Origin of the sequence: Rhodobacter sp. Har01 (assembly GCF_020564565.1) — a bacterium.
Classification (GTDB): Bacteria; Pseudomonadota; Alphaproteobacteria; order Rhodobacterales; family Rhodobacteraceae; genus Pseudogemmobacter.
Window position 1 is genome coordinate 72787 of sequence record NZ_JAJCTD010000003.1, and the last position, 25411, is coordinate 98197.

The window sequence follows — 25411 nt, forward strand, 5'->3', positions numbered from 1 at the left end:
TTAGTCGGCGCCGGTCCGGGGGGCAAGCCTTCCCTGCCACCTTGCCCCCCTTCCGTCGCCCGTCGCGCCGTGCAAGTGTCGGGGTCAGAGGAGGGTTCATGCCGAAATCCGTGATCGTCTTCGATGCCTATGGCACGCTGTTCGACGTGGCCGGTGCCGCCCGTCAGGCCGCCGTCAGCGCGCCGCGGCTGGCCGAGGTCTGGCCGCGGCTAGCCGAGGACTGGCGCCGGAAACAGCTGGAATATTCCTGGCTGCGGGCGATCATGGGCGCGCATGCCGATTTCGCCGAAGTGACCGCCGACGCGCTGGACTGGGCGCTCGAGGCCGCAGGCCTGGGCGCGGCGGCCGGTCCGTTGCGGCCACTGCTGCTGGACCTTTACCGCCGCCTGCCCGCCTATCCCGAAGCCGCCGGCGTTCTGGCGCAGCTTCGGGCACAGGGCAAGCGGCTGGCCATCCTGTCGAATGGCGCGCCGCCGATGCTGGCCGAGGCGGTGGCCTCCGCCGGCCTGGAAGGCCTGTTCGAGGCCGTGATCAGCGTCGAAGAGGTCGGGGTCTACAAGCCCGACGCCCGCACCTATGCCCTGATTCCCGCCCGCCTGGGCGCAAACCCGCGCGACGTCCTGTTCGTCTCGTCGAACGGCTGGGACGTGGCCGGGGCCGCGCGGTTCGGCTTCACCGCGGTCTGGGTGAACCGCGCCGGCCTGCCGATGGACCGCCTGCCGCACGGCCCCGCCCATGTGGTCCGCGACCTGACCCAGCTCGGGGGGCTGTGATGCCCGGCGTCTTTGCCGCCACCGACGGGGCCCGGCTCGCCTACCGCGACCAGGGCGACGGCTTGCCGGTGCTGTGCCTGGCCGGCCTGACCCGCACCATGGCCGATTTCGACGATGCCCTGCCGGCGCTGGCCGGTTGCCGGGTGATCCGGATGGACTATCGCGGCCGCGGCGACAGCGCCTGGACCGGGGCCGCGAGCTATTCCGTTCCGCAAGAGGCGGCGGATGCGCTGGCGCTGCTTGACCACCTCGGATTGGCGCAGGCGGCCGTGCTGGGCACCTCTCGCGGCGGGCTGATCGGGATGGTCCTTGCCGCCACCGCAAGGCATCGCCTGCTGGGCCTTTGCCTCAACGACGTCGGGCCGGAGATCAACCGCCCGGGCCTTGACCGCATCAAGGATTACCTCGGCCGCCGCCCCGCCGCGAAGACGCTGGCCGAGATGGCCGAGCGGCTGCCCGCCACCTCGCCCGGGTTCGACGGCGTGCCGGCGGTGCAATGGGCAGCCTTCGCCGCGCGGCTTTACCGCGAAAGCGACCGCGGGCTGGAGTTGCGCTATGACCCGGCCCTGCGCGAGGCCTTCCTCGCCGCCTTCGACGGCCCGCCCGCCGACCTCTGGCCGCTCTGGGCGGCAACGGCGGGCCTGCCGGTCGCCCTGATCCGCGGCGCGAATTCCGACCTGCTGTCGCCCGGGACGGTGGCGCGGATGCAGGCGATGCGCCCCGACCTGATCTTCGCCGATGTGCCCGGCCGCGCGCATGTGCCGTTTCTGGACGAACCCGCTGCCGTCGCCGTGCTGCAACGCTGGCTCGAGGCGATGCGATGACCCCCGAGGCCATACAGGCCGCCGCCGCCCGGATGCGCGGGCATGTCCGGGTGACGCCGCTGCTGAACGCGCCTTTGCTCGACCGGCTGGCCGGGCGGCGCATCTTCGTCAAGGCGGAATGCCTGCAGGTGACCGGCAGCTTCAAGGCCCGCGGCGGCTGGGCGGCGGTCTCGACCCTGCCGGCCGGCGCCAGGGGCGTGCTTGCCATGTCATCGGGCAACCATGCCCAGGGTGTGGCCTGGGCGGCGGCGGCGCATGGGGTGACGGCGGTGATCGTGATGCCGTCCGACGCGCCGCCGGTGAAGATCGAGCGCACCCGCGCCTATGGCGCCGAGGTGGTGCTCTATGACCGTGCCTGCGACGACCGCGACGCGCTGGCGGCGCGGATCGCCGCCGAACGCGGGCTTGCGCTGGTGCCGCCCTATGACCACCCCGAGGTGATCGCCGGGCAAGGCACGGTGGGCCTTGAGATCGCCGCCCAGGCCGCCGAGGCCGGCATCGACGTCGCCGAAGTGCTGGTCTGCTGCGGCGGCGGAGGCCTGGCCGCCGGCATCGCCACGGCGCTTGAAGTGCGCGCGCCCGGCCTGCGCGTCCGCACGGCCGAACCCGCGGGTTTCGACGACATGGCCCGCTCGCTGGCCGCCGGTCAGCGGCTGCGCAACCTCGCCGCCACCGGATCGGTCTGCGACGCGATCCTGACGCCCACGCCCGGTGCGCTGACCTTTCCGATCCTGCGGCGCCTGGCCGGCCCCGGCCTGGCGGTCACCGACGATCAGGCCCTGCGCGCCGTCGCGCTGGCGTTCTCTCATCTGCGCCTTGTCGCCGAACCCGGCGGCGCGGTGGCGCTGGCGGCGGCACTGCACGCCGACGACCTGCCCGAGACCGTCATCTGCACCGTCTCGGGTGGCAACGTCGACCCGCAGGTGTTTCGCGCGGCACTCGACCGCTTCGGGTGCTAGATGGCCGCCGTCAAGAAACGATTTCCGAAGTCGGAAATCGGGGACGGAATTCGACTTCGAATTCCGGTTCCCGGGGTCGGCGTTTCGCCAAACCGGAACATTTCCTGGCCCCCAATATGTTTCTCTGGCTCCTGTGCTTGAGGTTTCCGAACATGCCCCCGGTCTTTCTGCCCGACCTGCGCCTGAATGCCCGCCTTGACGGCCCCGAGGGCGCGCCGCCGCTGGTCTTCGTCAACGCCCTGGGCACCGATCTGTCGATCTGGGATGACATCATCGCTTGCCTGCCCGCCCATCGCATCCTGCGCTTCGATGCCCGCGGCCATGGCGCCAGCGACGTGCCCCCGGCGCCCTATGCCATGGGCACCCTGATCCGCGATGCCGAGCGGCTGATGGATCATTTCGGCCTGAAGGGCGCCGTGGTCGTCGGCCTGTCCATCGGCGGCCTTGTCGCCCAAGGGCTGGCCGTCAAGCGCAGCGATCTGGTCCGCGGGATGGTGCTGTCGAACACCGCCGCCCGCATCGGCACGGCCGAACAATGGCAGGCCCGCATCGCCAGCGTCCGCGACGGCGGCCTTGCCGCCATTGCCGAGGCCACGATGGAGCGCTGGTTCGGCCGCAAGTGGCGCGATACCCCGGCCATGCCGCGGCTGCGCGACATGCTCTTGGCCTGCCCGGTGCAGGGCTGGATGGGCTGCGCCGCCGCCATTGCCGGCACCGACTTCTACCAGACCACCGCCACCCTGCGCCTGCCCACCCTGGCCCTCGCCGGGGCCAACGACGGCTCGACCCCGCCCGATCTGGTGCGTGAAACGGCAGACCTGATCCCCGGCAGCCGCTTCCAGCTGATCCGCGGCGCCGGTCACCTGCCCTTTGCCGAACAGCCCGAGGCCTATGCCACCGCCCTGCGCACCTTCCTGACGGAGATTGGCCATGACTGAGATCCTGCTGATCCACGGCTCTTGCCACGGCGCCTGGTGCTGGCACCGGGTGATCCCGGCACTGGCGGCCCTGGGCCACAGCGCCCGCGCCATCGACCTGCCGGCGCATGGCAACGACCGCACCCCTGCCGCGCAGGCCACGCTGGACAACTATGCGCAGGCGATCCTGGACGCCCTGCCGCGCCCGGCCCTGGTGGTCGGCCATTCCGCCGGCGGCTACGCGATCACCGCCGCGGCCGAGCGCGACCCCGCCCGCATTGCCGGTCTGCTCTACCTCTGCGCCTATGCCCCGGCCTCGGGCCAGTCGCTGGCCGAGATGCGCCGCGCCGGCCCGCGCCAGCCGCTGGCCCCGGCGATCCGCGTCAGCGCCGACCGCAGCGCCTTTGCCTTCGACCCGGCCCAGACCGAAGCGCTGTTCTACCACGACTGCCCGCCCGAAGACCGGGCGCTGGCCGCACACCACCTGTGCCCCGAACCGCTGCGGCCGCAGGAAACCCCGCTCACCCTGACCAAGCGGTCGCAGTCGCTGCCCCGTTTCTACATCCGCTGCAGCGAAGACCGCGCCATCCCGCCCGAGTATCAGGCGGTGATGGCGCAAAGCGTCCCGCCCGGGAACCGCTTCACCCTGCCCACCTCGCATTCGCCGTTCTTCGCCGCCCCCCGGGCGCTGGCGGAAATCCTTGACCGCATCGCGCAAGGGGCTTTCGGCGCCAGCCCGGCCTGATATGGTCCGCGCCGACCAAAGGGCCCCCCGATGCCGAACCCGCGCCTTGCGCTGACCTTCATCCTGATCACCGTGGCGCTGGACGCCATCGGCATCGGCATCATCTTCCCGGTGATGCCTGACCTCCTGCGCGAGGTGACGGGCCTGTCCCTGTCGGACGCCGCCCTCTGGGCCGGCACCCTTGGCACCGCCTTTGCGGTGATGCAGTTCCTGTTCGGCCCGATCCTGGGCGCGCTGTCCGACCGCTTCGGCCGCCGTCCGGTGCTGCTCGTGTCCCTGGCGGTGATGTCGGTCGACTACCTGGTCATGGCCACCGCGGGCACGATCTGGCTCCTCCTCGGCGCCCGCATCGTCGCCGGCATCACCGCCGCCACCTACTCTACCGCCACCGCCTTCATCTCGGACATCACCCCGCCGGAACAACGCGGCGCCCGTTTCGGCCTGATCGGCGCCTGCTTCGGCGTGGGCTTCGTGATCGGCCCGCTGATCGGCGCCGGGCTGGCCGGCATCGACACCCGCGCGCCGTTCTTCGCCGCCGCGGCAATGGCCGCAGGAAACCTGGCGCTGGGCTGGTTCACCCTGCCCGAGACGGTGACCGACGCCACCCGCCGCCCGTTCCGCTGGTCCCGCGCCAACCCCCTGGGCGCGCTGCGCTCGGTCGGCCGCCTGCCCGGGGTGGGTGTCACGCTGACCTGCTGGCTGATCCTGGCCATCGCGATGAACGTCTACCCGACGGTGTGGAACTTCTACGGCCAGGCCCAATTCGGCTGGTCCTCCAGCATGGTCGGCGTCTCGCTGGCGCTTTACGGCGTCAGCTTTGCGCTCGGCCAGGCGGTGATCGTCGGCCCGGTGATCCGCCGCTTCGGCGAACACCGCGCGGCCCAGTTCGGCATGGCGGTCGACATCGTCACCCTCACCGCCCTTGGCCTGGTCACCTCGCCCGCAATCGCGCTGGCCATCATCCCGGTCACCGCCCTGGGCGGCACCGTCACCCCCTCGCTTCAGGCGCTGGCCTCGCGCGCCGCCCCCGCCGACGCGCAAGGTGAAATCCACGGAGTCCTCTCCAGCCTGAACGCCATCGCCACCATGGTCTCGCCCCTGCTGATGACCACCACCTTCGCCCATTTCACCAGGGCAGACGCCCCCCTGCACGCCCCCGGTGCGCCCTTCCTCCTGTCGGCTGCCCTGATGATCGGCTGCCTCGCGCTCCTCAGTCTCGCGGCCCGCCCGCGCCCCATCGCCGCCTGACCGCCCGTTTCCGCCACCCCAAGGTCGCAAAGGAACCGGCCCCCGGCCCGCCCGGCCCTTAGGCTTGCCCACTAGGAAATACTCCACGGGGGCCCGGGGGTGTGAAACCCCCGGCCCGTCGCCAGCCAGAGGCATGCCGATGAAACTCAAGGACCTCGAGATTTTCACCGTCGCCCCGCCCGCACCCGGCTGGGGCGGCCGCTACTGGATCTTTCCGAAGATCACCACCGACGACGGCATCGTGGGCTACGGCGAATGCTATGCCTCGACCGTCGGCCCCAAGGCCATGCAGGCGGTGATCGAAGACGTCTTCGACCGCCACATGCGCGGCACTTCCGCCGAAAACATCGAACTGATGTATCGCCGGGTCTATTCCTCAGGCTTCACCCAGCGCCCCGACCCCACCGTCATGGGCGCCTTCTCCGGCCTGGAAATCGCCTGTTGGGACATCCTCGGCAAGGCCCGCAACCGCCCGGTCTGGGCGCTGCTCGGCGGCCGGATGAACGATCGCGTGCGCAGCTACACCTACCTCTACCCCGAGCCGGGCCAGGACCAGGCCGAATTCTGGGTCAACCCGGACTGGCAGGCCGAGGCCGCCGCAAAGGCCGTCGCCCAGGGCTTCACCGCCGTCAAGTTCGACCCCGCCGGCCCCTACACCATCCGCGGCGGCCACCAGCCCGCAATGTCCGACATCTCGCGCAGCGTTGCCTTCTGCCGGGCCATCCGCGAAGCGGTGGGCGACCGCGCCGACCTTCTGTTCGGCACCCATGGCCAGTTCACCACCGCCGGCGCCATCCGCCTCGGGCGCGAACTGGAACCCTACAACCCGCTCTGGTACGAAGAACCCATCCCGCCCGACAACCTGCTGGAATTCGCCGAGGTGGCGCGGGCCGTCCGCATCCCGCTTGCCACCGGAGAGCGGCTGACCACCAAGACCGAATTCGGCATGCTGCTGCGGGCCGGCGGAGTGAAAATCCTGCAACCCGCCCTCGGCCGCCTCGGCGGCATCCTCGAAGGCCGCAAGCTGGCCGCCATCGCCGAGGTCTTCAATGCCGAGATGGCCCCGCATCTTTACGCCGGACCGGTGGAATGGGCCGCCAACATCCACCTCTCGGTGTCGATCCCCAACCTTCTCATCGCCGAGACCATCCAGACCGGCGGCGCCTTCCACCTGGCGCTGATCCGCAACAGCCTGACATGGGAAGACGGCTACATCCTGCCGCCCGAGGCGCCGGGCCTGGGCATCGACTTCGACGAAGACCTGGCCCGCGCCCACCCCTACACCGGCACCGGCCTGCACCTGCAGATGCAAGAGGCGCCCTGCGACCACCGCCACGGCAACCGCTTCGAAGGCGGCGCGCCCGCCAAGGCCCCGGCGTAACCGGATCGCAAGGGACTGCGCGCAGCATGGACCCAAAAGGGGCGCACCATGCTGCCAACGGGCCTTTCAATTCGCACGACCACGCTGCTGGCCCAGACCGGGCCGGGCGGCTCTGTCGCGGCGGTTGCCATCCTTGGCCCCGCTGCGCCCGCCAAGGATGCCGCGGGCATACTCAAGGCCTACCGCGCCGAAGTGGGCACCGAAGCCGAACAGAATGCAGCCATGCTGGCCCGCACCAAGGCCTCCGAAAAGGCGCTGGCCCAGGCGCGAAAGGCGCCGGAGGCAGAGGTTATCCGCCAGATCAACCGGATGAACCAATACCTCAAGGCAATGGAAAAGCTGGGAATTGATGCCACCGTCCGGCCCAACGTCCTGACCATCGCCACGGGCAAGGACGGGCTGACCCTACAGGCCACGCGCGGCGATAACCGGCTGGCCATCGCGGCAGACCGCATCGCGCAGATCGATACCGGCGGCGGGGCCGACGCGCTGACCGTTCAGGCCGATCGCGTTGGCACCATCTCCACCGACCGCCCCGATTCGCGCGCCGACCGCGATATCGACCGCGAAGCGCAGGGCAACGACGCGCTTGCCATCGCCGCCCGCATCGTGCGGTCCATCGAGTTGGGCGGCGGGAATGACGTGCTGGCCGCGCAGACGCAGATGATCTTCGCCGATCTTGGCGCGGGCAACGATGTGGCCGCCATCACCACAGACATCGCCCTTGGCGTTGCCGGCGGCGCGGGGGATGACGTCATCACCCTGACCGCCAGCCTTGGCGGCAGCGCGGCCCGCAGGCTGACGGAAACCGCCGACGGCACCCCCATCGCCGCCGCTCAGGCCGCCGCCACGCTTTACGCCGACACCGCCACCCGCCTTGCCGCCGCCGCCGCCGCCGCCAACACGGCCGACGTGGACGGCGGCGGGGGCAATGACGTGATCGCCGTCTCCGGCGCGCTGATGATCGGGGTTGCGGGTGGGGCGGGCGATGACCTCATCCGGGTCGAAGGCCGCACCGTCGCCCTGCACTACGGCCAAGGCGATGGGAAAGACGTGGTGGCCATCGGCGCGGGCACCGATGTGCTGGTGCAACTTGCCGCCCGGCCCGATGGCGGCTCCGATCCCAAGGGATTTACCGTTGAGCGCGACGCAGACCGGATGATCCTCCGATTCGCCGGCGGCTCCATCACCTTCACCGGGGTGCAGCAGGCCGGAACCATCGCCATCGCCCGCGGCTTCGGGGCGGCCGAAATCCTGTCGACACCCGCGCCGCCGGTGGACCTGCTTCTCTGACAGAAAGTGGCGGCCCCGGAAGGACTCGAACCCTCGACCCGCTGCTTAGAAGGCAGCTGCTCTATCCAGCTGAGCTACGGGACCTTGCGACGTTTCTAGCGAAGGGTTTTCGTCATGAAAACCGAATTCGGATCGTCCCAATAGCCCTCGAACGGCCCGCATTCCACGAACCCCGCCCGGGCATACAGCGCGCGGGCGGCAACGAAGGTGGGCTGCACACCGGTTTCCAGCGACAACCGGGCATAGCCGTCGCGGGCGGCCTCGGCCAGCAGATGGTCGAGCATGGCGCGCGACAGGCCGCGGCCGCGGTCCTCGGCCAGGACGTGCATCGACTTGATCTCGGCGTGGCCCGCGTCGATCCGCTTGAAGGCGCCCATGGCCACCGGACGGCCGCCGTCGCGCATCACGAAAAAGCGGATGCCGGGCGCGGCCAGCGCGGCCTTGTCCATCATGTGGATCGATTCCGGCGGCGTGTCGGCGTGCATGTCGGCGGTGTGGCGCTGGAACAGCAGCTCCAGGTCCGGCGTCAGCGGGGGCTCTTCGGCAATGGTCGGCATCGGCGTCTCCTTGCGCCCTTCAATGACCAAGCGACGTGCTGCCCGCAAGCCCCCCTCGGCCGATGCCGGAGAAGCCGACGTGCCAGCCGGACTGCGGCCTGGAACCGTCGCGCCATGCGCATCGCCCTGGCCCATGCCGACGGCGCCGCCCGCCGCCGCCGAGACGCGCCAGCACGGCAACATCGTCTTTGCCCCGCCTGCCGGATGGGCACTGGGCGCGGTTCAGGACGGCGGCACGCAGATGCTCTCGGACCGGCCGAACGACGAATGCAAGGACTGACGCATGTTCATCACCCCCGGCTACCGCGGTCAGGGTCGGCTTGACAGGTGCCTGTTCAGCCAGGTCACCCGCTTCATCGACGATGACAAGACGCCAAGCGGAGGGGGGCTGATCCCGCCCGCGTTCACGCCGTCAATGGCCGGCTGCTGGCGGTGCGACTTGTCGGCCGCATCGAGCAGATTGCCGTCCGGGCCGGCGCCCCGGACGAGGCGCAGGCCGCCGCCTCGCTGGCCATGTTTCAGCGCGACGTCGTGGCGATGCCGGACGCCGCGGCCCTTGTCAGCGAAGGCGCCGCACCGCTGATGCCGGCGCCGCGGCCGGGCAGTGTGCAGGGCCTTTTCTCGGGGTGTTCCATCCCCTGGGCCCTGGGCCTTGACGGCATGATGCAGATGCAGTGGGCGCATCGCTTGCTGAGCTTCTGGCCCGATTGCCTGTTCCATGACGGCACACCGCCCGCAGGCCTTGCCGCGTTCGACCGGCAGGCCCGGCTGGACAAGGGCGAACCGCTGTCCGACGGCACCCGGATCGACGGCGCGCTGTCCAGCGTCTTCTCTTCCGGCTGCACCCCCGGCAGCAGCGGCGAGCGCGGCGCCTTTGCCTCGACCTACACCGCGTTCTCGTCCGACGGTCGTCGGACCCAGGACGCCAGCGGCGGCGCCTTCGGCAATCTGATGAACGGCAGCGGCGATCTGACCGGCGGCTATGCGACAAGCAGCGAAAGCACCACCGCCGGCACCTACGAGGTGAAGGACGGCCTGCTGATCCGAACCCCGAACCATGGCGGCACACCGCAGGCTGAGCTGATCTTCAAGGTCGGGGACGAGACCATGATCGGCAGCCTGACGCTGGCCGGCGGCACCGCAAGATAGGCAGGCTCAGTGCGTCCAGGCGCCCTTGCGCTCGGTCGCGAAGTTCTCGCCATAGCCGCGCGGCCGGATGTTGGCCTTGCGCGCCTTCGGCTCGACCACCTCGGCCTCGACGCCTTTTTGCGCCGCATAGGCCAGTGCCGCCTCGCGCGTTTCGAATCGCAGCTTGACCTGGGTCTGGGTGTCGGTGGATGAGGTCCATCCCATCAGCGGATCAACTTCGCGCGCGCTGCCTTGCGCGAATTCCAGCACCCAGCCCTTGGCCTTGGCGGTTCCGGACTGCATGGCCGTCCTGGCCGGCTGGTAGATGCGGGCACGCATGAATATCCCTCCGTCACTTGGGCCGTTTGTCCCGCAAGGCGAGGGAAAGCGCAAGCGGCACGTATCCTGCGCGAGGTGGCATCGGAGGACATGGAAGGTGCTGTCGGCCGGTCACGGGGAGTGTGGGTGGGGTGTGGGGTGCGACCGGCCGACAGCCTAGTGTGCTGCTTGCCCGATCAACATGCCGCAAGATTTCCGGTCGCACAACCGAAAGATGCGCCTTTGACGATGATTTTCGCTAAAATTGCAGAAGATGCGTTAAGTCTTCATCAAGGGGACTGCAACCGAAGGCTGTATCTTCGGCGCCGGTCCCGGATCCGCCCCGCGGTTTCGGCCAGCCGGGCTCCCGGGCGCCGGCCGGCCCGAGGGCCGCCCCGGGCCGGTTTGCACAAGGGGCACCCGGGCCGCAGGCCCGCCGGCTGCAACGGGGCCGGACGGCAGGCCTGCGCCTTGGCGCGTTCCAGTGCTTGAACCGGAACAAAAACGGATCAAATCTGTAGGACCTAGGGAATCACCCCAATGCCCCACAACAACGCCAATGCCCTCGCGCCGCGCCCCGACGTGCTGACCAAGCCCAAGCTGGAGGGCGGGCGCAGCTTTGTCCTGCAGACGCCGTTCCAGCCCGCCGGCGACCAGCCCACCGCGATTGCCGAGTTGACGGCAGGCATTCAGGCCGGCGAGCGTGACCAGGTGCTGTTGGGCGCCACCGGCACCGGCAAGACCTTCACCATGGCCAAGGTGATCGAGGAAACCCAGCGCCCCGCCATCATCCTGGCGCCGAACAAGACCCTCGCAGCCCAATTGTATGGCGAATTCAAGGGCTTCTTCCCCGACAACGCGGTCGAATACTTCGTGTCGTATTACGACTACTACCAGCCCGAGGCCTATGTCGCCCGCACCGACACCTATATCGAGAAGGAATCCCAGATCAACGAACAGATCGACCGGATGCGCCACTCGGCCACCCGGGCGCTGCTCGAGCGTGACGATGTGATCATCGTCGCCTCAGTGTCGTGCATCTACGGTATCGGCTCGGTCGAGACCTATTCGGCGATGACGCAGGACCTGATCGTCGGCCAGACCTATGACCAGCGCAAGGTGATCGGGGAACTGGTTACCCAGCAATACCGGCGGCTTGAGGGCAGCTTTCAGCGCGGCTCGTTCCGGGTGCGGGGCGACAGCCTTGAGGTCTGGCCCGCCCACCTGGAGGACCGCGCCTGGCGGTTTTCCTTCTTTGGCGAGGAACTGGAAAGCATCGTCGAATTCGACCCGCTGACCGGGGCCAAGACCGACACCTTCCGGCAGATCCGCATCTACGCGAATTCCCACTACGTCACCCCCCGCCCGACCCTGGCCCAGGCCATCAAGGGCATCAAGGACGAGCTGTTCCACCGCCTCAAGCAACTGACCGGCGAGGGCAAATTGCTTGAGGCGCAGCGGCTTGAGCAGCGCACCCAGTTCGATCTGGAAATGATGGAGGCCACCGGCAGCTGCGCCGGGATCGAGAACTATTCGCGCTGGCTGACGGGCCGCGCCCCCGGGGAACCGCCGCCGACGCTGTTCGAATTCATCCCCGACAATGCCATTGTCTTTGCCGACGAAAGCCACGTCTCGGTGCCGCAGATCGGCGGCATGTACAAGGGCGACTTCCGCCGCAAGTTCACCCTGGCCGAACACGGCTTCCGCCTGCCCTCTTGCATGGACAACCGCCCGCTCAAGTTCGAGGAATGGGATGCGATGCGGCCGCAATCGGTGTTCGTCTCCGCCACCCCGGCAGCGTGGGAACTGGAACAGACCGGCGGCGTCTTCACCGAACAGGTCATCCGCCCGACCGGCCTGATCGACCCGCAGGTCGAAATCAGGCCCGTCGAGATGCAGGTCGACGATCTGCTGGACGAGGTGCGCCGTGTGGCGGCCAAGGGCCTGCGCACGCTGGTCACCACCCTGACCAAGCGCATGGCGGAAGACCTGACCGAATACCTGCACGAACAGGGCATCCGCGTGCGCTACATGCACAGCGACATCGACACCATCGAACGCATCGAGATCCTGCGCGACCTGCGGCTGGGGGCCTTCGACGTGCTGGTCGGTATCAACCTGTTGCGCGAAGGGCTGGACATCCCCGAATGCGGGCTGGTCGCCATCCTCGACGCCGACAAGGAAGGCTTCCTGCGGTCGGAAACCAGTCTGATCCAGACCATCGGCCGGGCCGCGCGCAACGCCGAGGGCCGGGTGATCCTTTATGCCGACCGCATCACCGGCAGCATGGAACGCGCCATGGCCGAAACCGACCGCCGGCGCGAAAAGCAAAGGGCCTACAACACCCTGCACGGCATCACCCCGCAGACGATCCGCAAGAACGTCGAGGACGTGCTGGCCGGCCTCTGGCAGGGCGACACCGACATGGCCCGCGTCACCGCCAAGGTGGAAAAGGCCCAGGTCGGCCAGAACCTGGCCGCCCACCTGGACGCGCTGCGTACCGCCATGCGCAAGGCCGCCGAGAACCTTGAGTTCGAGGAAGCCGCCCGCCTGCGCGATGAGGTCAGGCGGCTGGAAGCGGTGGAACTGGCGGTCGCCGACGACCCCCTTGCCCGCCAGGCCGCAGTCGAGGAAGCCGCGGAGATGGCGGTGAAATCCTCGGGCCGGTCCAACGCCGGCCGCGCCGGCCAGCGCGGCGGCGTGAAACGGCGGGGGCGTCGCTAGGCGGCGTCGTCCTTCGGCACCAGAGCCAGGTCCTTCAGCATGGGCCCGTCGGGACCATAGCTGCCACGGATCAGAAAGCCCGGCCGCAACACCTCGGGGTGAGTCGGCACCCAGTCGCGGAAGCGGTCGTTCGTCACCACCGAAGCCCGGCGCTTGCGGGCCTCGGCCAGAACCAGCGGGTCGGCCGGCTGGCCGCTGGCGGCCACCAGCACCTGTTTCTGTGGCAGGCCCAGGTCCTTGGACAGCTCTTGCGGGCCGATCCAGCCGTTGCCGATCTTGTAGCCGATGTTGGCGTCGAACCAGACCACCGGCTGGAACCCTTGCGCCTCAAGCGCCCGAAGCACCTGCGCCACCGTCAGAAGCGAAGGCCCCTCGGGGTTCCAGAACAGCACGTTCGAGCCGTCCACCACGATCCAGCGCGGCGGCGGCCGCTTGCCCCGGCCCGGGCGGCGCTTCGGCTCTTGCCTTGGCGTCTGGGTCGCCGGGCCGCGCGCGGATCGCAGCGCCATCACGAAACTGGCCACCGCAGCCAGCACAGCCAGCACAGCCGGCGTTGCCTTCGGGTCAAGGACCACGATCGTGATCACCACGAAGGCCAGGATGAAGAGGGCGAAGTAGACCAGGCGCATGTGCGTTCAGTATACCAGAGCAGTGGCGTGGCGACATCCGCGAAGCGGCGGACCGGCACGCCTATGCCAATACTCTGTCTTGATGCGGGTTTCCATCAGAACGCGGCGACAACCTCGTACATCACCGGCTCATAGCTCTTGCTCAGCTCGTTGATGTGGCGGTTGCGCTCGCGCATCTCGGGGGTGCGCAGCATGGCCTGGAAATCCTCGCGCCGCTGCCACTGCGAATAGTTGCACACGCGGGTGCGGGCGTCGTTCATGTGCAGGCCTGCGGCAATGAAGCCGGGCTGCTTCGAGATGCATTCGGCATAGGCAGCCTCCAGCGCCTCCATCAGGTCGAAGGCCATCGCTGGCGTGGTGTCGAAGGTGGTGATGACGGTCTGGCCTTGAAAATCCTTGGAAATCTGCGGCATGGTGTGGGCCTCCTTTTGCCCCATCCTGCCACGGGAGCGCGCAGAAATCATGCCCCTAATCGACCCCAAAGACCCTTTCTTTGCAAAGACTTGGGTTCGCTGGTCGGTCACCCTGGTGCCGTTGGGCTGGGGTCTGGTGGAATTCGCCACCGGCAGCCCCGGCTGGGGGGCGCTGTTCGCCGCCGCTGGCGCCTATGCCGGCTGGGTGCTGCTGGTCAGCAGGTGAGCAGGCCCCGCATCTCGCCGCTGTCGCCCTGCAGCGAGGTCTCGCGCAGCTTGCAGCCGGTCACCTGGGGAATCAGCGCAATCATGTCGGCGCGGATCTGCTGGTGCTCGCCGCGGTGGGCGTAGCCCAGGCGGATGACCTCGACCGCGTTGCCCTTCTGGTAAACGACATAGTGCCGGCCCGAACGGGTGACATCGGTGCGCTGCGCGCCGAACATCGTGGGGGTCGGCTGCGCACCGCAGGCCGCAAGGAAAATCAAGGGGATAAGCCGCTTCATGCCGGCAGGATGGCAGGCCGTGGTTAACAGGGCGTTAATCGGCGCCCGGGTCTGCGCGGCGACTGGCTGAGGTCTGGCAGACGTATGGCCTTGCGCCTGACGCTGCCAGACGGCCGCAACGGATTGCCCCCGGATCGGCGGCGGATTCCCGCGCACCGGGCGCCAACACCAACTTGTGGCAGTGCGGGGCGCGGCGCCGCGGTGCAGGCTTGCGCGGTCAACCCTTGAACCGGAGTTTCCCCGATGACCCTCAAACCGCTTCTTCTGCTGATCCCCGCCGCCCTGGCTCTGTCGGGCTGCCTGACCACTGACACCGAGCGCGGCCTGGCCGGCGCCGCCGGCGGCGCGGTGATCGCCGACGTCACCGGAGGCAGCGCCGTCACCGGCGCCGTGATCGGCGGCGCCGCGGGCGTGTTCTGCGACGACCTCGGCGTCTGCAAGTAAGACCCGGACGTCTTGCCGCCGGCCAGAGCGGTGGGGCTTGCGCCCCCGTGGCCGGCGACTTGATTTTCGGACAAAAGTGACGTATCTTCAGAAACGTCACTTTTGTACGAAACGGACAAAACCATGATCGAAGTCACCGTCTCCGAAGCCCGCGAAGGCCTGGCTGACCTGCTGGGCCGCGTGCAGCACGGGCATGAGGACGTGACCATCACCAAGCACGGCAAGCCGGTGGCGGTGATGATCTCGGTCGAGGCCATGGCCTATTACGAGGCCCTGGAAGACGCCGAACTGGCGAAGATGGGCCAGGCGGCCTATGCGGAATACCTGGCCGACCCGTCGACGGCCATCAGCCACGAAAAGCTGTGGGCCGAACTTGAGGCGGGCTTCAAGTCGGAATGACGCGCTACAGCATCGACTACGCCCCCAAGGCGGAAAAGCAGTTGCGGGCGGTCAGGGATGCCCGGCTGGCCCTGCGCCTGAAACGCGCCATCGACCTTCTGGCCGAGAACCCGCGCCCGGACGGCTGCCTGAAGCTGGTGGGCGAGGTGGACCAGTGGCGGGTTCGGGTGGGGGATTGGCGGATCGTCTATGTGATCGAGGACGGCCGGCTGCTGGTGCTGGTGGTGACGGTGGCGCCGAGGGGCGGGGCGTATCGCGGCTTGTGAGCGCCGCAAAGGACTCGGTTCAGCCCGGCGGCACGCCGGGCAGCGCCCGACCCGCCCCCCACGGGGCGGGCGCTACTCGCCCACCCCGCCGGGCCGGGCGCTGCGCTGGTCCAGAACCGATTTGGTGGCCTCTGCCGATTCTTGCGGGTTGGTACCCACTACACGAAAGCTGAACGCTTCGGTTGCACCGACCGAAGAATTGACAGCCTCAGCTATATAAACAGAATCTCAACTGAAGTTATTACGGTAGGGACCACAAGCAGAACGCCTCCGAAGGCAAGAAGAAAGGCGCATAGATAGCGTTGGATCACGCGCGAGTAATCGCTTGCTGTGAAATCCAAGTAAAGAATGTCTCTCGTCTTTGCCTTGTAAGCAATGTCGAGAAGTTCCTCCCATAGAGCCCGCTCCACTCTTCGACGCGAAGAAATTACATCAATCACAGCCTCTGAATTGACGTATCCTGAACCGGTGTAGAAGTGACCAGCAGCTTCGGCCTCAAATTCTTCCTCTATGACATTAGGTGACCGGCTTTCGAAGATTTCACTAATAAACTCATGGAAAGACTCCTGCAGCGAGGCCGGGAAACTCAATGAATCCCCGTTGAAAAATGGCGACGAGCTCTCACCCTGCAAACTCACATTGAAACGCGCGATGACCCTATCGAGGGCTGCGACAGTCAGTGCTTTCGTCTGGGTCTTTTCGGATTCCTCAATCATCCTTTGGGCTGTTGAAAACCGCGACACCTGTGTTGGGCAAAAGAGCAGAAACAGAAAAGAACCCAATCCAAAGACAAGGAGTCCAAAATACAAGAAATGCAAGCGCTTCTGTTCAACACTATCCCACCATCCTTGGACATCCATCGAAGGATTCGATAATTGATTCAGTCCGAAGAAGTCCAAGAAGAAATGATTGTATATAATTAGGTAGCCAATAAATGGCGCAAGAACGGTAGCGCGGGATACTCCAGACCCACCGACCCTAGCGAGAGAAGACCATTTCGTAAACTCGTTCAAATTGTGAAAGAACTTTCGCGCCCTTCCCATCCGACTAGCTGTCCCTCACCCATCCATCTTCAACGCCGAGATGAACGCCGTCTGCGGGATTTCCACTTTCCCGAACTGGCGCATCCGTTTCTTGCCCTCTTTCTGCTTGTCCAGCAGCTTGCGCTTCCGCGTGGCGTCCCCGCCATAGCACTTCGCCGTCACGTCCTTGCGCATCGCCGAAATCGTTTCGCGCGCGATCACCTTGGCGCCGATGGCGGCCTGGATGGGGATCTGGAACATGTGGCGGGGGATCAGTTCCTTGAGCTTTTCGCACATCATCCGGCCGCGGGCCTCGGCGCGGTCGCGGTGGACCAGCATGGACAGGGCGTCCACCGGCTCGGCGTTGACGAGGATCGACATGCGGACGAGGTTGTCTTCGCGGTAGTCGGTCAGGGTGTAGTCGAAGGACGCATAGCCTTTGGTCACCGATTTCAGCCGGTCGTAGAAGTCGAACACCACCTCGTTCAGCGGCAGGTCGTATTCGACCATGGCGCGGGGGCCGGCGTAGGTGAGGTTCAGCTGGATGCCGCGGCGGTCCTGGCAGAGTTTCAGGATGTCGCCGAGGTATTCGTCGGGGACCATGATGGTCGCCTTGATCCGCGGTTCCTCGATATGGTCGATGTAGGTGACGTCGGGCATGTCGGCGGGGTTGTGCAACTCGCGCATCGTCCCGTCCTTCATGTGCAGGTGGTAGACGACCGAGGGCGCGGTGGTGATCAGGTCAAGGTCGAACTCGCGTTCCAGCCGTTCACGGATGACCTCAAGGTGCAGCAGGCCCAGGAAGCCGCAGCGGAAGCCGAAGCCCAGCGCGGCCGAGGTTTCCATCTCGGCGGTGAAGGAGGCGTCGTTGAGGGCCAGCTTCTCGATGGCGTCGCGGAGGGATTCGAAGTCGGCGGCGTCGACCGGGAACAGGCCGCAGAACACCACCGGGACCGAGGGCTTGAAGCCCGGCAGCGCCTGGGCGCAGGGGCGGCGCTCGTGGGTGATGGTGTCGCCGACGCGGGTGTCGCGGACCTGCTTGATGCTGGCGGTCAGCACGCCGATCTCGCCCGGGCCCAGTTCGGGCCAGTCCACCATTTGCGGGCGAAGGACCGCCAGCTTGTCGATGCCGTAGGTGGCGTTGGTCGCCATCATGCGGATGCGGTCGCCCTTGCGGATGACGCCGTCGATGACGCGGATCATCACCACGACGCCCAGGTAGGCGTCATACCAGCTGTCCACCAGCATCGCCTTCAGCGGCGCCTCGCGGTCGCCCTTCGGCGCCGGCAGGCGGGTGACGATGGCCTCAAGCACCTCGGGGATGCCGAGGCCGGTCTTGGCCGAGATGGCGATGGCGTCGCTGGCGTCAAGGCCGATCACGTCCTCGATGTTGGCCTTCACCCGCTCGGGCTCGGCGGCGGGGAGGTCGATCTTGTTCAGCACCGGCACGATTTCGTGCCCCGCGTCGAGGGCCTGGTAGACGTTGGCCAGGGTCTGTGCCTCGACCCCCTGGGAGGCATCGACCACCAGAAGCGAGCCTTCGACGGCGCGCATCGAGCGCGACACTTCGTAGGCAAAGTCGACGTGGCCGGGGGTGTCGATCAGGTTCAGCACATAGGTCTTGCCGTCGCGGGCCGGGTATTCCAGCCGCACGGTGTTGGCCTTGATGGTGATGCCGCGTTCCCTCTCGATATCCATCGAGTCCAGCATCTGGGCCTTCATGTCGCGTTGCGCGACGGTGCCCGTGGTCTGGATCAGCCGGTCGGCCAGGGTGGATTTGCCGTGGTCGATGTGCGCCACGATCGAGAAATTGCGGATAAGGGAAAGTTCGGTCATGGGAAGGGCATATAGCCTGCCCTGCAAGGGCAAGGAAGGGGCCAGGTGGCGGGTCAGTGGACGCTTGACGCATCTGGTACGTATGTACAGGATATCGGATATCCCGCAGCGGGGGGGGCCGCGATGGACTGTGTGCATTTCCTGTCGACGCATCTGCTGGACCCGGCCAAGGGCGGCAAGCAGCTTTATGCGGACACCGTGGCGCAGGCGGTGCAGGCCGAGGCCTGCGGATACCGGGGCGTGGCGATCCCGGAGCACCACCTTGTCAACATCCTTCTGGTGCCCTCGCCCTTGCAGATGGCGGTCAAGATCGCCGCCCACACCCGGCGGCTGGCGCTGATGACCTCGATCTGCCAGTTGCCCTTGCGCGACATGCGCATCTTTGCCGGCGAGGTGATCCAGGCCCAGGCGCTGTGCGAGGGGCGGCTGAGCCTGGGCGTGGGCAAGGGCGCCTTCGGCTATGAGACGGCGCGCTGCGGCGTGCCGATGGACGAGACCAAGGCGCGCTTCGAAGACGCGCTGGCCCTGCTTGAGGCGCTGCTGACGCGGCCAGAGGTGGGCTGGGACAGCCCCTGGTACCGGTTCGACCCGCTGACCGTGATGCCGCGCCCGGAAGACCCCATTCCCTTGATGCTGGGGGTGATGGCGCCGCCCGGGATCGAGGCGGCGGCGGCGAAGAACTATCACGTCCAGACCACGCCGCTGTCGGCCACGCATGGCGTGCTGGAAAGCCAGGTCGCCGCCTTTCACCGCGGCCGGGCGCAGCACCCGGCGCCGACCAACCGGCTGTCGTTGCAGCGCGGCGTCTTTCTGGTGCGATCCGAGGCCGAGCGGCGCCGGATGGTCGACCTGGCGCAGCGCTATTACATGAGCTTCGACAATGTCTTTGGCGGGCCGGGGATCGTCGACCACGGGGTGATCCGGCCGCTGCCCCGGGCCCAGACGGCCGAAGAGCTGGGCGCGAACATCCTGATCTGCGAGAAGGACCAGATGATCGACCGGCTGGCTGCCTATGCCGAAATGGGCATCGACGAGGTCATTGTCACCTCGATCTTCGGCCAGCCGCAGGACGAGACGCTGGAGATGATGGCGCGGTTCGGGGCCGAGGTGATGCCGCACCTCTTGGCCCTGAAGCGCAAGGCCGCCTGAGCGGCGGGGTTCGAGTTCTGCAAGGAAAGGGGAAGGCGATGCCAGTCATCCGCATCGAAATGTTCGAAGGCCGCACGGTCGAGCAGAAGCGCGCCTGCGCCGAAGCGGTCACCCGCGCCTGGGCCGAGACCTGCAACGGCGATCCCGCACAGGTGATCGTGGTGTTCGAGGACCTGAAGCGCGAGAACTGGGCCACCGGCGGGCGGCTGGCCAGCGACCCCAGGGTCTGAGGCCATGCGGTCAGCCTATTCGGTGGCGGGCGACGGGCCGGCGCTGTTCCTGATTCACGGCATCGGCGCGCGGCGGGCCACCTTCGACAGCCTTGTCGCGGGCCTGAAGGACCGCTTCACCTGCATCAGCTATGACCTGCGCGGGCACGGGCTTTCGCCGCTGCCCGCGGAGCGGTTCGGGCTGGACGATCTGGTCGACGATCTTGAGGAATTGCGCGCCCGGCTGGGGGTGGACCGGGCGCATTTCGCCGGGCACAGCCTGGGCGGCATGATCGGCCCCGCCTATGCCCTGCGCCACCCCGAGCGGGTGCTGTCGCTGGGCCTGTGGTCCACCGCCGCCTTCCGCACCGACGACGACAGCGCCAAGGTGCGCGGCGTGGTGGCCCAGATGCGCGCGCAGGGCATCGGCCCGGTGCTGGACACGCTGACCGCGCGCTGGTTCACCGATGCCTTCTGCGCCGCGCGGCCGGATGTCATCGATTGGCGCAAGCGGCAGGTGATGGACACCGACCCGCAGGTGTTCCTCAACGTCTTCGACATCTATGCCGAGACCGAGATGGCGCCCTGGCTGCACCGGGTGACGGCCCCGGCGCAGATCATCACCGGAGAGCTGGACGGCGGCTGCAACCCGCGGCTCAACGCCGAGATCAACCGGGCGCTGCCGGGCAGCGAGCTGGTGATCCTGCCGGGCCTGAAGCACGCCATCTTCATCGAGGCGACGGACCGGGTGCTGCCGCATGTCCGCCGCTTTCTGCTGGCGCAAGGCTGAGGCGGATCAGGTCTTCGCAGCCTTGCAGGCCGCGTTCCAGCGCCGCCGCGTCCTGGCGGCGGGCATAGTCGGCCCAAAGCCCGTCAAGGGCGGCCATCACCGTGTCGGCCACCCGGTCGCGCGCCGGCTCCGGCCCGCCCGGCAGCAGGTCCAGCAGCGCGGCGCGGTAGGCCGCGTAAAGCGCGCGCTCGGTGGCGGCGATCTGGGGGTGCCATTGCGCGGCGGCCCAGAGGTCCAGCCGCAACCGCAGGTGATCGGGGGCCAGAAAGCGGTCGGAAAAGCCGGCCCGCAGGAACGCCCGCAGCCGGTCCTGTGGCCCACCGGCGGCGGACAGGGCGGCCTCGGTCGCGGCGCGCAGGTCGTTCGAGGCCAGCCGGTAAGCCTCGGCCAGCACCTCGTCCATGCCGGCGAAGTTGTAGGTGATGTGGCCCAGCGCCAGCCCGGCCTCGGCCGCCACCTTGCGGGCGGTCAGCCGGGCATGCCCGTCGCGCGCCAGCACCCGCAGCGCGGCGGCGGCAATCTGGGCGCGGCGGGCGGCGCGGGTCATCGCGGTTGACCGCGGCGAATCAGGTGCGCCCTCTGCCCCGGTCTGCCGCCTGGCGCGCGCTGCATGATCCCGCCCCCTATCTGGTGGTTTGCGGGGGCCAGCCTTCCATCCCTTGCGGATTTCGGCAATCCCCTGCCCAGCCGCGGTGCAGCATTGAAAGATTCGGTGGAAATCGGCATAATTCCGCTCAAACAATGACCGCAGTCAGAGGGTGACCCTGTCGGCGGCGATGAGGCAGAAGATGAAGAAATCTCTCGTTGTGGCGGCCTTTGCCGTTTGCGTGCTTCCCGTCACAGGCACTGTTGCAGCCGCCGGGCCGATCGAAAGCGCCTGCCTGCGGTCGGGCCGCGATGCCGCCAGCCGGGCGCTGTGCGGCTGCATCCAGGAAGTCGCGGACATGACGCTGAAGGGCAATGACCAGCGCCGGGCCGCCAAGTTCTTCCGCGACCCCGAACTGGCGCATGAAGTCTGGATCTCGCAGCGGCCCGACGACGATGCCTTCTGGAACCGCTACAAGCAGTTCGGCGAGATGGCCGAGGCCTACTGCGCCTTCTGAGGCCTGCGCAGCGCGGAAATCAGCCCCCGGCAGCCGGTCTCGATCAGGTCAAGGGTGCGGTCGAATTCGCCGGTGTACCAGGGGTCGGGCACATCGGCATCGGCCAGGAACAGCCGCAGCTCCGCCCCCGGCCCGGGGTGCAGCGCGCGCAGGTCTGACAGGTTGCTGCGGTCCATCGCCAGGATCAGGTCGAACCGGGTGAAATCCGCGCGGGTCACCTGCCGGGCGCGCAAGTCTGACAGGTCATAGCCGCGCCGCGCGGCGGCGGCCACGGCGGGGGGGTGCGGCGGGTCGCCCGCGTGCCAGCCGCCGGTGCCGGCGCTGTCGGCGGTGACGTTCAGGCCGGCGTCGAGGGCCAGGCGGCGGAACACGCCCTCGGCGGTGGGCGAGCGGCAGATGTTGCCCAGGCAGACGAACAGCACGGCGGTCATCGGGCACGGTCTCCGAACCGCCAGCGGGCGACGCTTTCGGGCAGCGCCAGCCCGGGCGGCAGGTCGGGGGCGGCGACGGGCGCGGCGGTGGCCAGCGCCAGCGGGATCAGCCCGGCCCAGACCGGCCAGGCGCGATCTTCGCCCGGGTCGGTGCCGCCGGGGGGTGCGGCGGCGATCTTGGCCGAGGCCTCGGTCAGGGGCAGCGACAGGATGGCGGTGGCCTTGAGTTCCTGTTCGGTCATCGGGCGCAGGGTGTCCCAGCGGCCGGGCCACAGGGTCTCGACCATGGCGCGCAGATGCGCCCGCTTGGCGGCCGGGTCGGTGACCGGCTGCGCCGTGCCGAAGACCATGACCGAGCGGTGGTTGACCGAATGCTCGAAGGCCGAGCGCGCCAGCACCATGGCGTCGGTAAAGGTGACGGTCACGCAGACCTGTGCGCCCCGCCCCGCCTTCAGGCTGCGCGAGGCGGCCGAGCCGTGCCAGTAGATCCGGTCACCCTCGCGCCATTGCAGGGTGGGAATGACCACCGGCGCGCCGTCGATGACGGTGCCGACATGGGCCACCGGCATGGCGTCGAGGATGGCCTCGATCAGGGCGCGGTCATAACCCGCCTTTTCCGGCATCCGGCGCAGCCGGGTGCGGGCCGAAGGGGCTGCGGCAGGGCGGGGGTGGGTCATGGCAGGCGGCGCCTTTTCGACGGGGTCGCGAGACACTTCCGCAACCCGGCGCAAGGGTCAAGGCAGGCCGGGGGCCAACGGGCCGGAGAGGATGTCTCCCCTCCGGCCGCCGCACGCGCCGATCAGCCGCCGGTGCCGTGGTCCATCTCGCCCTTGGCGGGCATGCGGGCATTGTCGATCGGCACTTCGACGGTGACTTCGGTGCCGGATTCGAAGACCAGCGTCAGCGGGAAGCTGTCGCCGTCCTTCAGTTCCGTGGTCAGGCCCATCAGCATGACGTGGTCGGCCCCACGCTTCAGCTCATGCATGCCGCCGGCGGCGACGGGAAAGCCCTCTTTCACCTCGACCATCTTCATCACGCCCTGGTCGTCCATGATATGGGTGTGCAGTTCCACCTTCTGCGCCACGTCGGCCTTTGCGGCGACAAGGCGGTCATCGGTGGCCCCCATGTTGTGCAGGGTGAAGAAGGCCGCGCCAGAGGCGCCGATGCCGCCCATGGTGCGGCCATAGGCGTCCATGACGTGGATCGAGGCGTCCTCGGCAAAGCCGGGGGACAGGGACAGGATGGCCGCGGCGGCGGCCAGGAACGTGCGACGGGACAGCATCTTGATGCTCCTTGCTGGTACAGTCTGGATCGGTTGCGAAGACGGCTCAGGCCGCCGCCGGGGGGCCCCGGGACCGCACCCGCAACCGCCGGCGCAGGCGCGGGGCGGGGGCCGAGACCGGCCGGCCCAGTCGCGCCCGCAGTTGCCGCGGCAGCAGCAGGGGCATCGGCAGCGCGGATGCCAGCGCCAGCCCGCCCAGCACGCAGTCGGGGCAGGCATGGCGATGCACCGCCGGCTTGCCCTCGGCATCCAGGCTGACAACGGCGGTGCCGCCGTCGGCGCAAATCTCCACCAGGACCGCGCCGCGCGCCTCGGCCCGGCCGATGGCGGTCTGCCCCGAGACCAGCGCAACGGCCAGCGCAACGGCCAGCACAAGCAACAGGCGAAGGGCATGGATCAGCCGCATGCCCCGTTTCTAGCGGCTTCGATCCGGCATTTCCAGCCCATCGGCCGGCGGCACAACGGCAAAGGCCCCGCGCGGGTGACGCGCGGGGCCTTGCATGGGTGCCTTGCGGCGCAGCGTCAGACCGCGGCCTGGGCCTTTTCGATCTCGCGCTTGATCTTGAGGGCGCTCGACGACAGCTCGTCATCCTTGGACTTGGCCAGGAAGGCATCAAGCCCGCCGCGGTGATCGACCGTGCGCAGCGCCGCCGCCGAGATGCGCAGGTTGAACGAGCGGCCCAGAACGTCGGACAACAGCGTCACTTCGTTCAGGTTCGGCAGGAAGCGGCGCCGGGACTTGTTGTTGGCGTGGCTGACCATGTTGCCGGTCATCGGGCCCTTGCCCGTCAGTTCGCAGACGCGCGACATCGCGGTGATCCTTCAGTTCTGGCAAAGGGACGTGGTGCAGGGAATCCCCGCCGTCCGAATTCGATTGCGGGCGTATAGGCGCATGGCCGGCGGGCGTCAAGCGATTCACCGCGGGGCAAAGTGCGGGCCAAAGCATGGGCAGAGCGCGGCAAAGTCTGGGTTCGCGCGCGGGCCTGCGCGCTCTGGCGTCAGCCGCGCCCCAGGGCGGCAAGCATCTCGGCCGCCGCCGCCTCGGGCGTCTTTGCCCCCTGCCCCACCTCGGCCGCCAGCCGCCCCATCAAGCCTCGCGCCGGTTCGCGGTCCAGCGCTGCCAGAAGGCCCTGGCGCACCTCTTGCCCGAACCAGTGCGCCGCCTGTTCGGCCCGCCGCGCCGCCCAGTGGCCCTGGGCGCGGCGCCAGTCGGCCAGGGCCTGCATCTCGGCCCAGGCCTGCGCGAGGCCCGCACCGGTGACCGCGCTGACCGGCATCGCCTTGGGAAAGCCCGGCGGGTCTTGCGGCCGGTGCCGCAACAGGTTCAGCGCCCCGGCATAGTCGGCGCAGGTGCGGGTGGCGGCGGCCAGCAGGTCGCCATCGGACTTGTTGACCAGGATCAGGTCGGCCATCTCCATGATGCCGCGCTTGACCCCCTGCAACTCGTCGCCGCCCGCCGGGGCCATCAGCAGCACGAACAGGTCGCAGGTCTCGGCCACCATGGTCTCGGACTGGCCGACGCCCACCGTCTCGATCAGGATGACGTCGAACCCCGCCGCCTCGCACAGCGCCACCGCCTCGCGGGTGCGGCGGGCGACACCGCCCATCTGGGCCTGGCTGGGCGAGGGCCGGATGAAGGCCTGCGGCTGGCGGGAAAGCCGTTCCATCCGGGTCTTGTCGCCAAGGATCGAGCCGCCCGAGCGCGCCGAGGAGGGATCGACTGCCAGCACGGCGACGCGCAGGCCGGCGTCGACCAGCATCATCCCGAAGGCTTCGATGAAGGTGGACTTGCCGACGCCGGGCGTGCCGGACAGCCCCAGCCGCAAGGCCTGCCGGTCGCCGAACGGCGCCCGGCCCAGCGCCGCCAGCAGCGCCACCGCCAGTGCCCGGTGATCGGCGCGCGCGCTTTCGACCAGGGTGATCGCCCGCGCCAGCGCCCGCCGGTCGCCGTTCCGGATCGCCGCCGCCGTTCCGCCGATGTCCATCCTGCGCCTCCGCCGTTTTCCGCCTTCTGCCCGACGCCGCGGGATTGCGCCAGAGAAAGGCTGAAGCAGCGGCGCGGCGCAAG

General features: G+C 68.5%; 33 protein-coding genes and 1 tRNA gene. 19 read left to right on the forward strand and 15 right to left on the reverse strand.

Going from position 1 to position 25411, the window contains the following annotated elements:
- The first annotated feature begins 98 nt into the window (after positions 1-98).
- The 8 genes from LHP98_RS08780 to LHP98_RS08815 all read left to right on the forward strand — a co-directional run bounded on the left by LHP98_RS08780 (position 99) and on the right by LHP98_RS08815 (position 8140).
- Entirely contained in the window at positions 99-773 is a 675-nt protein-coding gene (locus LHP98_RS08780) for a haloacid dehalogenase type II (RefSeq protein WP_227252156.1), read from the forward strand.
- On the forward strand, positions 773-1597 hold the full coding sequence (locus LHP98_RS08785; protein WP_227252157.1) for an alpha/beta fold hydrolase: 825 nt from the start codon (positions 773-775) through the stop codon (positions 1595-1597). The genes LHP98_RS08780 and LHP98_RS08785 overlap by 1 nt, the downstream gene beginning before the upstream one ends.
- On the forward strand, positions 1594-2556 hold the full coding sequence (locus LHP98_RS08790; protein WP_227252158.1) for a threonine/serine dehydratase: 963 nt from the start codon (positions 1594-1596) through the stop codon (positions 2554-2556). Before LHP98_RS08785 ends, LHP98_RS08790 begins: the two co-directional genes overlap by 4 nt.
- A 152-nt stretch (positions 2557-2708) precedes the next feature.
- Positions 2709-3494 (forward strand): 3-oxoadipate enol-lactonase, encoded by a 786-nt coding sequence (gene pcaD, locus LHP98_RS08795; protein ID WP_227252159.1) that lies wholly within the window; start codon positions 2709-2711, stop codon positions 3492-3494.
- The gene (locus LHP98_RS08800) at positions 3487-4218 is read left to right on the forward strand and encodes an alpha/beta fold hydrolase (protein ID WP_227252160.1); all 732 of its coding nucleotides are present in this window, start codon (positions 3487-3489) and stop codon (positions 4216-4218) included. The genes pcaD and LHP98_RS08800 overlap by 8 nt, the downstream gene beginning before the upstream one ends.
- 30 nt (positions 4219-4248) lie before the next feature.
- Positions 4249-5466 carry a TCR/Tet family MFS transporter gene (locus tag LHP98_RS08805; protein ID WP_227252161.1) on the forward strand — a complete coding sequence of 406 codons (1218 nt, stop codon included), beginning with the start codon at positions 4249-4251 and terminating at the stop codon, positions 5464-5466.
- 139 nt (positions 5467-5605) lie between these two features.
- Positions 5606-6847 carry a mandelate racemase/muconate lactonizing enzyme family protein gene (locus tag LHP98_RS08810; RefSeq protein ID WP_227252162.1) on the forward strand — a complete coding sequence of 414 codons (1242 nt, stop codon included), beginning with the start codon at positions 5606-5608 and terminating at the stop codon, positions 6845-6847.
- A 48-nt stretch (positions 6848-6895) separates the two neighbouring features.
- Positions 6896-8140, forward strand: coding sequence for a hypothetical protein (locus tag LHP98_RS08815; protein ID WP_227252163.1), 1245 nt, complete (start codon positions 6896-6898; stop codon positions 8138-8140).
- A gap of 7 nt (positions 8141-8147) precedes the next feature.
- Here LHP98_RS08815 and LHP98_RS08820 read toward each other — a convergent pair.
- Positions 8148-8224: transfer RNA gene (locus LHP98_RS08820), tRNA-Arg, on the reverse strand.
- An 11-nt stretch (positions 8225-8235) separates the two neighbouring features.
- Complete coding sequence (locus LHP98_RS08825; protein ID WP_227252164.1) at positions 8236-8697, reverse strand: GNAT family N-acetyltransferase; 462 nt, start codon at positions 8695-8697, stop codon at positions 8236-8238.
- 22 nt (positions 8698-8719) lie between these two features.
- On the opposite strand from LHP98_RS08825, the gene LHP98_RS08830 reads away from it, so the two are divergent.
- Positions 8720-8977 carry a hypothetical protein gene (locus tag LHP98_RS08830; RefSeq protein ID WP_227252165.1) on the forward strand — a complete coding sequence of 86 codons (258 nt, stop codon included), beginning with the start codon at positions 8720-8722 and terminating at the stop codon, positions 8975-8977.
- 152 nt (positions 8978-9129) lie between these two features.
- Entirely contained in the window at positions 9130-9846 is a 717-nt protein-coding gene (locus tag LHP98_RS08835; RefSeq protein ID WP_227252166.1) for a hypothetical protein, read from the forward strand.
- A 6-nt stretch (positions 9847-9852) separates the two neighbouring features.
- On the opposite strand, the gene LHP98_RS08840 is transcribed toward LHP98_RS08835, so the two are convergent.
- Positions 9853-10164: an ETC complex I subunit gene (locus LHP98_RS08840; protein WP_227252167.1), complete on the reverse strand. Its 312-nt coding sequence runs from the start codon at positions 10162-10164 to the stop codon at positions 9853-9855.
- A gap of 519 nt (positions 10165-10683) precedes the next feature.
- Here LHP98_RS08840 and uvrB point away from each other — a divergent pair.
- Positions 10684-12867, forward strand: a complete 2184-nt coding sequence (uvrB, locus tag LHP98_RS08845) for an excinuclease ABC subunit UvrB (RefSeq protein ID WP_227252168.1) — start codon at positions 10684-10686, stop codon at positions 12865-12867.
- Here uvrB and LHP98_RS08850 read toward each other — a convergent pair.
- Both LHP98_RS08850 and LHP98_RS08855 read right to left on the reverse strand, forming a co-directional pair.
- Complete coding sequence (locus LHP98_RS08850) at positions 12864-13496, reverse strand: NYN domain-containing protein (RefSeq protein ID WP_227252169.1); 633 nt, start codon at positions 13494-13496, stop codon at positions 12864-12866. The genes uvrB and LHP98_RS08850 overlap by 4 nt on opposite strands.
- A 95-nt stretch (positions 13497-13591) precedes the next feature.
- Entirely contained in the window at positions 13592-13909 is a 318-nt protein-coding gene (locus LHP98_RS08855) for an antibiotic biosynthesis monooxygenase family protein (protein ID WP_227252170.1), read from the reverse strand.
- Positions 13910-13958: 49 nt separating this feature from the next.
- On the opposite strand from LHP98_RS08855, the gene LHP98_RS08860 reads away from it, so the two are divergent.
- Positions 13959-14135: a hypothetical protein gene (locus LHP98_RS08860; RefSeq protein ID WP_227252171.1), complete on the forward strand. Its 177-nt coding sequence runs from the start codon at positions 13959-13961 to the stop codon at positions 14133-14135.
- On the opposite strand, the gene LHP98_RS08865 is transcribed toward LHP98_RS08860, so the two are convergent.
- The gene (locus tag LHP98_RS08865; protein WP_227252172.1) at positions 14125-14394 is read right to left on the reverse strand and encodes a hypothetical protein; all 270 of its coding nucleotides are present in this window, start codon (positions 14392-14394) and stop codon (positions 14125-14127) included. The genes LHP98_RS08860 and LHP98_RS08865 overlap by 11 nt on opposite strands.
- Positions 14395-14655: 261 nt before the next feature.
- Here LHP98_RS08865 and LHP98_RS08870 point away from each other — a divergent pair, with 261 nt between their 5' ends.
- The 3 genes from LHP98_RS08870 (at position 14656) to LHP98_RS08880 (ending at position 15521) form a co-directional block, all read left to right on the forward strand.
- On the forward strand, positions 14656-14856 hold the full coding sequence (locus tag LHP98_RS08870) for a hypothetical protein (RefSeq protein ID WP_227252173.1): 201 nt from the start codon (positions 14656-14658) through the stop codon (positions 14854-14856).
- A 123-nt stretch (positions 14857-14979) separates the two neighbouring features.
- Positions 14980-15255, forward strand: a complete 276-nt coding sequence (locus LHP98_RS08875) for a type II toxin-antitoxin system Phd/YefM family antitoxin (protein ID WP_227252174.1) — start codon at positions 14980-14982, stop codon at positions 15253-15255.
- The gene (locus tag LHP98_RS08880) at positions 15252-15521 is read left to right on the forward strand and encodes a type II toxin-antitoxin system RelE family toxin (RefSeq protein ID WP_227252175.1); all 270 of its coding nucleotides are present in this window, start codon (positions 15252-15254) and stop codon (positions 15519-15521) included. Before LHP98_RS08875 ends, LHP98_RS08880 begins: the two co-directional genes overlap by 4 nt.
- A 212-nt stretch (positions 15522-15733) precedes the next feature.
- Here the strand turns inward: LHP98_RS08880 and LHP98_RS08885 are convergent, their stop codons facing one another.
- Entirely contained in the window at positions 15734-16420 is a 687-nt protein-coding gene (locus tag LHP98_RS08885; protein ID WP_227252176.1) for a hypothetical protein, read from the reverse strand.
- 159 nt (positions 16421-16579) lie between these two features.
- Entirely contained in the window at positions 16580-18379 is a 1800-nt protein-coding gene (gene lepA, locus LHP98_RS08890) for a translation elongation factor 4 (RefSeq protein ID WP_227252177.1), read from the reverse strand.
- Positions 18380-18502: 123 nt separating this feature from the next.
- Here lepA and LHP98_RS08895 point away from each other — a divergent pair, with 123 nt between their 5' ends.
- The 3 genes from LHP98_RS08895 to LHP98_RS08905 are packed head-to-tail and all read left to right on the forward strand — an operon-like array spanning position 18503 to position 20527.
- Positions 18503-19528, forward strand: coding sequence for an LLM class flavin-dependent oxidoreductase (locus LHP98_RS08895; protein ID WP_227252178.1), 1026 nt, complete (start codon positions 18503-18505; stop codon positions 19526-19528).
- 38 nt (positions 19529-19566) lie between these two features.
- Positions 19567-19758 carry a 4-oxalocrotonate tautomerase gene (locus LHP98_RS08900; RefSeq protein ID WP_227252179.1) on the forward strand — a complete coding sequence of 64 codons (192 nt, stop codon included), beginning with the start codon at positions 19567-19569 and terminating at the stop codon, positions 19756-19758.
- 4 nt (positions 19759-19762) lie between these two features.
- Positions 19763-20527, forward strand: a complete 765-nt coding sequence (locus LHP98_RS08905) for an alpha/beta fold hydrolase (RefSeq protein ID WP_227252180.1) — start codon at positions 19763-19765, stop codon at positions 20525-20527.
- On the opposite strand, the gene LHP98_RS08910 is transcribed toward LHP98_RS08905, so the two are convergent.
- Positions 20466-21074, reverse strand: a complete 609-nt coding sequence (locus LHP98_RS08910) for a TetR/AcrR family transcriptional regulator (protein WP_227252181.1) — start codon at positions 21072-21074, stop codon at positions 20466-20468. The genes LHP98_RS08905 and LHP98_RS08910 overlap by 62 nt on opposite strands.
- 241 nt (positions 21075-21315) lie before the next feature.
- Here LHP98_RS08910 and LHP98_RS08915 point away from each other — a divergent pair, with 241 nt between their 5' ends.
- Complete coding sequence (locus tag LHP98_RS08915; RefSeq protein WP_227252182.1) at positions 21316-21630, forward strand: hypothetical protein; 315 nt, start codon at positions 21316-21318, stop codon at positions 21628-21630.
- Here the strand turns inward: LHP98_RS08915 and LHP98_RS08920 are convergent.
- The 6 genes from LHP98_RS08920 to meaB all read right to left on the reverse strand — a co-directional run bounded on the left by LHP98_RS08920 (position 21615) and on the right by meaB (position 25328).
- Entirely contained in the window at positions 21615-22061 is a 447-nt protein-coding gene (locus LHP98_RS08920) for a low molecular weight protein-tyrosine-phosphatase (protein WP_227252183.1), read from the reverse strand. The genes LHP98_RS08915 and LHP98_RS08920 overlap by 16 nt on opposite strands.
- Positions 22058-22738: a pyridoxamine 5'-phosphate oxidase family protein gene (locus LHP98_RS08925; protein WP_227252184.1), complete on the reverse strand. Its 681-nt coding sequence runs from the start codon at positions 22736-22738 to the stop codon at positions 22058-22060. Before LHP98_RS08925 ends, LHP98_RS08920 begins: the two co-directional genes overlap by 4 nt.
- A gap of 122 nt (positions 22739-22860) precedes the next feature.
- On the reverse strand, positions 22861-23343 hold the full coding sequence (locus LHP98_RS08930; RefSeq protein WP_227252185.1) for a copper chaperone PCu(A)C: 483 nt from the start codon (positions 23341-23343) through the stop codon (positions 22861-22863).
- Positions 23344-23389: 46 nt separating this feature from the next.
- Positions 23390-23749 (reverse strand): DUF2946 family protein, encoded by a 360-nt coding sequence (locus LHP98_RS08935; protein ID WP_227252186.1) that lies wholly within the window; start codon positions 23747-23749, stop codon positions 23390-23392.
- A gap of 116 nt (positions 23750-23865) precedes the next feature.
- The gene (gene rpmB / locus LHP98_RS08940; RefSeq protein ID WP_227252187.1) at positions 23866-24153 is read right to left on the reverse strand and encodes a 50S ribosomal protein L28; all 288 of its coding nucleotides are present in this window, start codon (positions 24151-24153) and stop codon (positions 23866-23868) included.
- Positions 24154-24341: 188 nt separating this feature from the next.
- Complete coding sequence (meaB, locus tag LHP98_RS08945) at positions 24342-25328, reverse strand: methylmalonyl Co-A mutase-associated GTPase MeaB (protein WP_227252188.1); 987 nt, start codon at positions 25326-25328, stop codon at positions 24342-24344.
- Positions 25329-25411 lie beyond the last annotated feature (83 nt).

Bases quoted from the DNA above. Each gene is read 5' to 3' on its own strand.
- meaB (WP_227252188.1), bottom strand. From the start codon at position 25,328: ATGGACATCGGCGGAACGGCGGCGGCGATCCGGAACGGCGACCGGCGG.
- LHP98_RS08850 (WP_227252169.1), bottom strand. From the start codon at position 13,496: ATGCGCCTGGTCTACTTCGCCCTCTTCATCCTGGCCTTCGTGGTGATC.
- LHP98_RS08880 (WP_227252175.1), top strand. From the start codon at position 15,252: ATGACGCGCTACAGCATCGACTACGCCCCCAAGGCGGAAAAGCAGTTG.
- LHP98_RS08810 (WP_227252162.1), top strand. From the start codon at position 5,606: ATGAAACTCAAGGACCTCGAGATTTTCACCGTCGCCCCGCCCGCACCC.
- LHP98_RS08800 (WP_227252160.1), top strand. From the start codon at position 3,487: ATGACTGAGATCCTGCTGATCCACGGCTCTTGCCACGGCGCCTGGTGC.
- LHP98_RS08840 (WP_227252167.1), bottom strand. From the start codon at position 10,164: ATGCGTGCCCGCATCTACCAGCCGGCCAGGACGGCCATGCAGTCCGGA.
- LHP98_RS08920 (WP_227252183.1), bottom strand. From the start codon at position 22,061: ATGACCGCCGTGCTGTTCGTCTGCCTGGGCAACATCTGCCGCTCGCCC.
- lepA (WP_227252177.1), bottom strand. From the start codon at position 18,379: ATGACCGAACTTTCCCTTATCCGCAATTTCTCGATCGTGGCGCACATC.
- pcaD (WP_227252159.1), top strand. From the start codon at position 2,709: ATGCCCCCGGTCTTTCTGCCCGACCTGCGCCTGAATGCCCGCCTTGAC.
- LHP98_RS08905 (WP_227252180.1), top strand. From the start codon at position 19,763: ATGCGGTCAGCCTATTCGGTGGCGGGCGACGGGCCGGCGCTGTTCCTG.
- LHP98_RS08830 (WP_227252165.1), top strand. From the start codon at position 8,720: ATGACCAAGCGACGTGCTGCCCGCAAGCCCCCCTCGGCCGATGCCGGA.
- LHP98_RS08915 (WP_227252182.1), top strand. From the start codon at position 21,316: ATGAAGAAATCTCTCGTTGTGGCGGCCTTTGCCGTTTGCGTGCTTCCC.
- LHP98_RS08910 (WP_227252181.1), bottom strand. From the start codon at position 21,074: ATGACCCGCGCCGCCCGCCGCGCCCAGATTGCCGCCGCCGCGCTGCGG.
- LHP98_RS08790 (WP_227252158.1), top strand. From the start codon at position 1,594: ATGACCCCCGAGGCCATACAGGCCGCCGCCGCCCGGATGCGCGGGCAT.
- LHP98_RS08930 (WP_227252185.1), bottom strand. From the start codon at position 23,343: ATGCTGTCCCGTCGCACGTTCCTGGCCGCCGCCGCGGCCATCCTGTCC.
- LHP98_RS08925 (WP_227252184.1), bottom strand. From the start codon at position 22,738: ATGACCCACCCCCGCCCTGCCGCAGCCCCTTCGGCCCGCACCCGGCTG.
- LHP98_RS08900 (WP_227252179.1), top strand. From the start codon at position 19,567: ATGCCAGTCATCCGCATCGAAATGTTCGAAGGCCGCACGGTCGAGCAG.
- LHP98_RS08825 (WP_227252164.1), bottom strand. From the start codon at position 8,697: ATGCCGACCATTGCCGAAGAGCCCCCGCTGACGCCGGACCTGGAGCTG.
- LHP98_RS08780 (WP_227252156.1), top strand. From the start codon at position 99: ATGCCGAAATCCGTGATCGTCTTCGATGCCTATGGCACGCTGTTCGAC.
- LHP98_RS08870 (WP_227252173.1), top strand. From the start codon at position 14,656: ATGACCCTCAAACCGCTTCTTCTGCTGATCCCCGCCGCCCTGGCTCTG.
- rpmB (WP_227252187.1), bottom strand. From the start codon at position 24,153: ATGTCGCGCGTCTGCGAACTGACGGGCAAGGGCCCGATGACCGGCAAC.
- LHP98_RS08815 (WP_227252163.1), top strand. From the start codon at position 6,896: ATGCTGCCAACGGGCCTTTCAATTCGCACGACCACGCTGCTGGCCCAG.
- LHP98_RS08935 (WP_227252186.1), bottom strand. From the start codon at position 23,749: ATGCGGCTGATCCATGCCCTTCGCCTGTTGCTTGTGCTGGCCGTTGCG.
- LHP98_RS08875 (WP_227252174.1), top strand. From the start codon at position 14,980: ATGATCGAAGTCACCGTCTCCGAAGCCCGCGAAGGCCTGGCTGACCTG.
- uvrB (WP_227252168.1), top strand. From the start codon at position 10,684: ATGCCCCACAACAACGCCAATGCCCTCGCGCCGCGCCCCGACGTGCTG.
- LHP98_RS08855 (WP_227252170.1), bottom strand. From the start codon at position 13,909: ATGCCGCAGATTTCCAAGGATTTTCAAGGCCAGACCGTCATCACCACC.
- LHP98_RS08895 (WP_227252178.1), top strand. From the start codon at position 18,503: ATGGACTGTGTGCATTTCCTGTCGACGCATCTGCTGGACCCGGCCAAG.
- LHP98_RS08805 (WP_227252161.1), top strand. From the start codon at position 4,249: ATGCCGAACCCGCGCCTTGCGCTGACCTTCATCCTGATCACCGTGGCG.
- LHP98_RS08860 (WP_227252171.1), top strand. From the start codon at position 13,959: ATGCCCCTAATCGACCCCAAAGACCCTTTCTTTGCAAAGACTTGGGTT.
- LHP98_RS08785 (WP_227252157.1), top strand. From the start codon at position 773: ATGCCCGGCGTCTTTGCCGCCACCGACGGGGCCCGGCTCGCCTACCGC.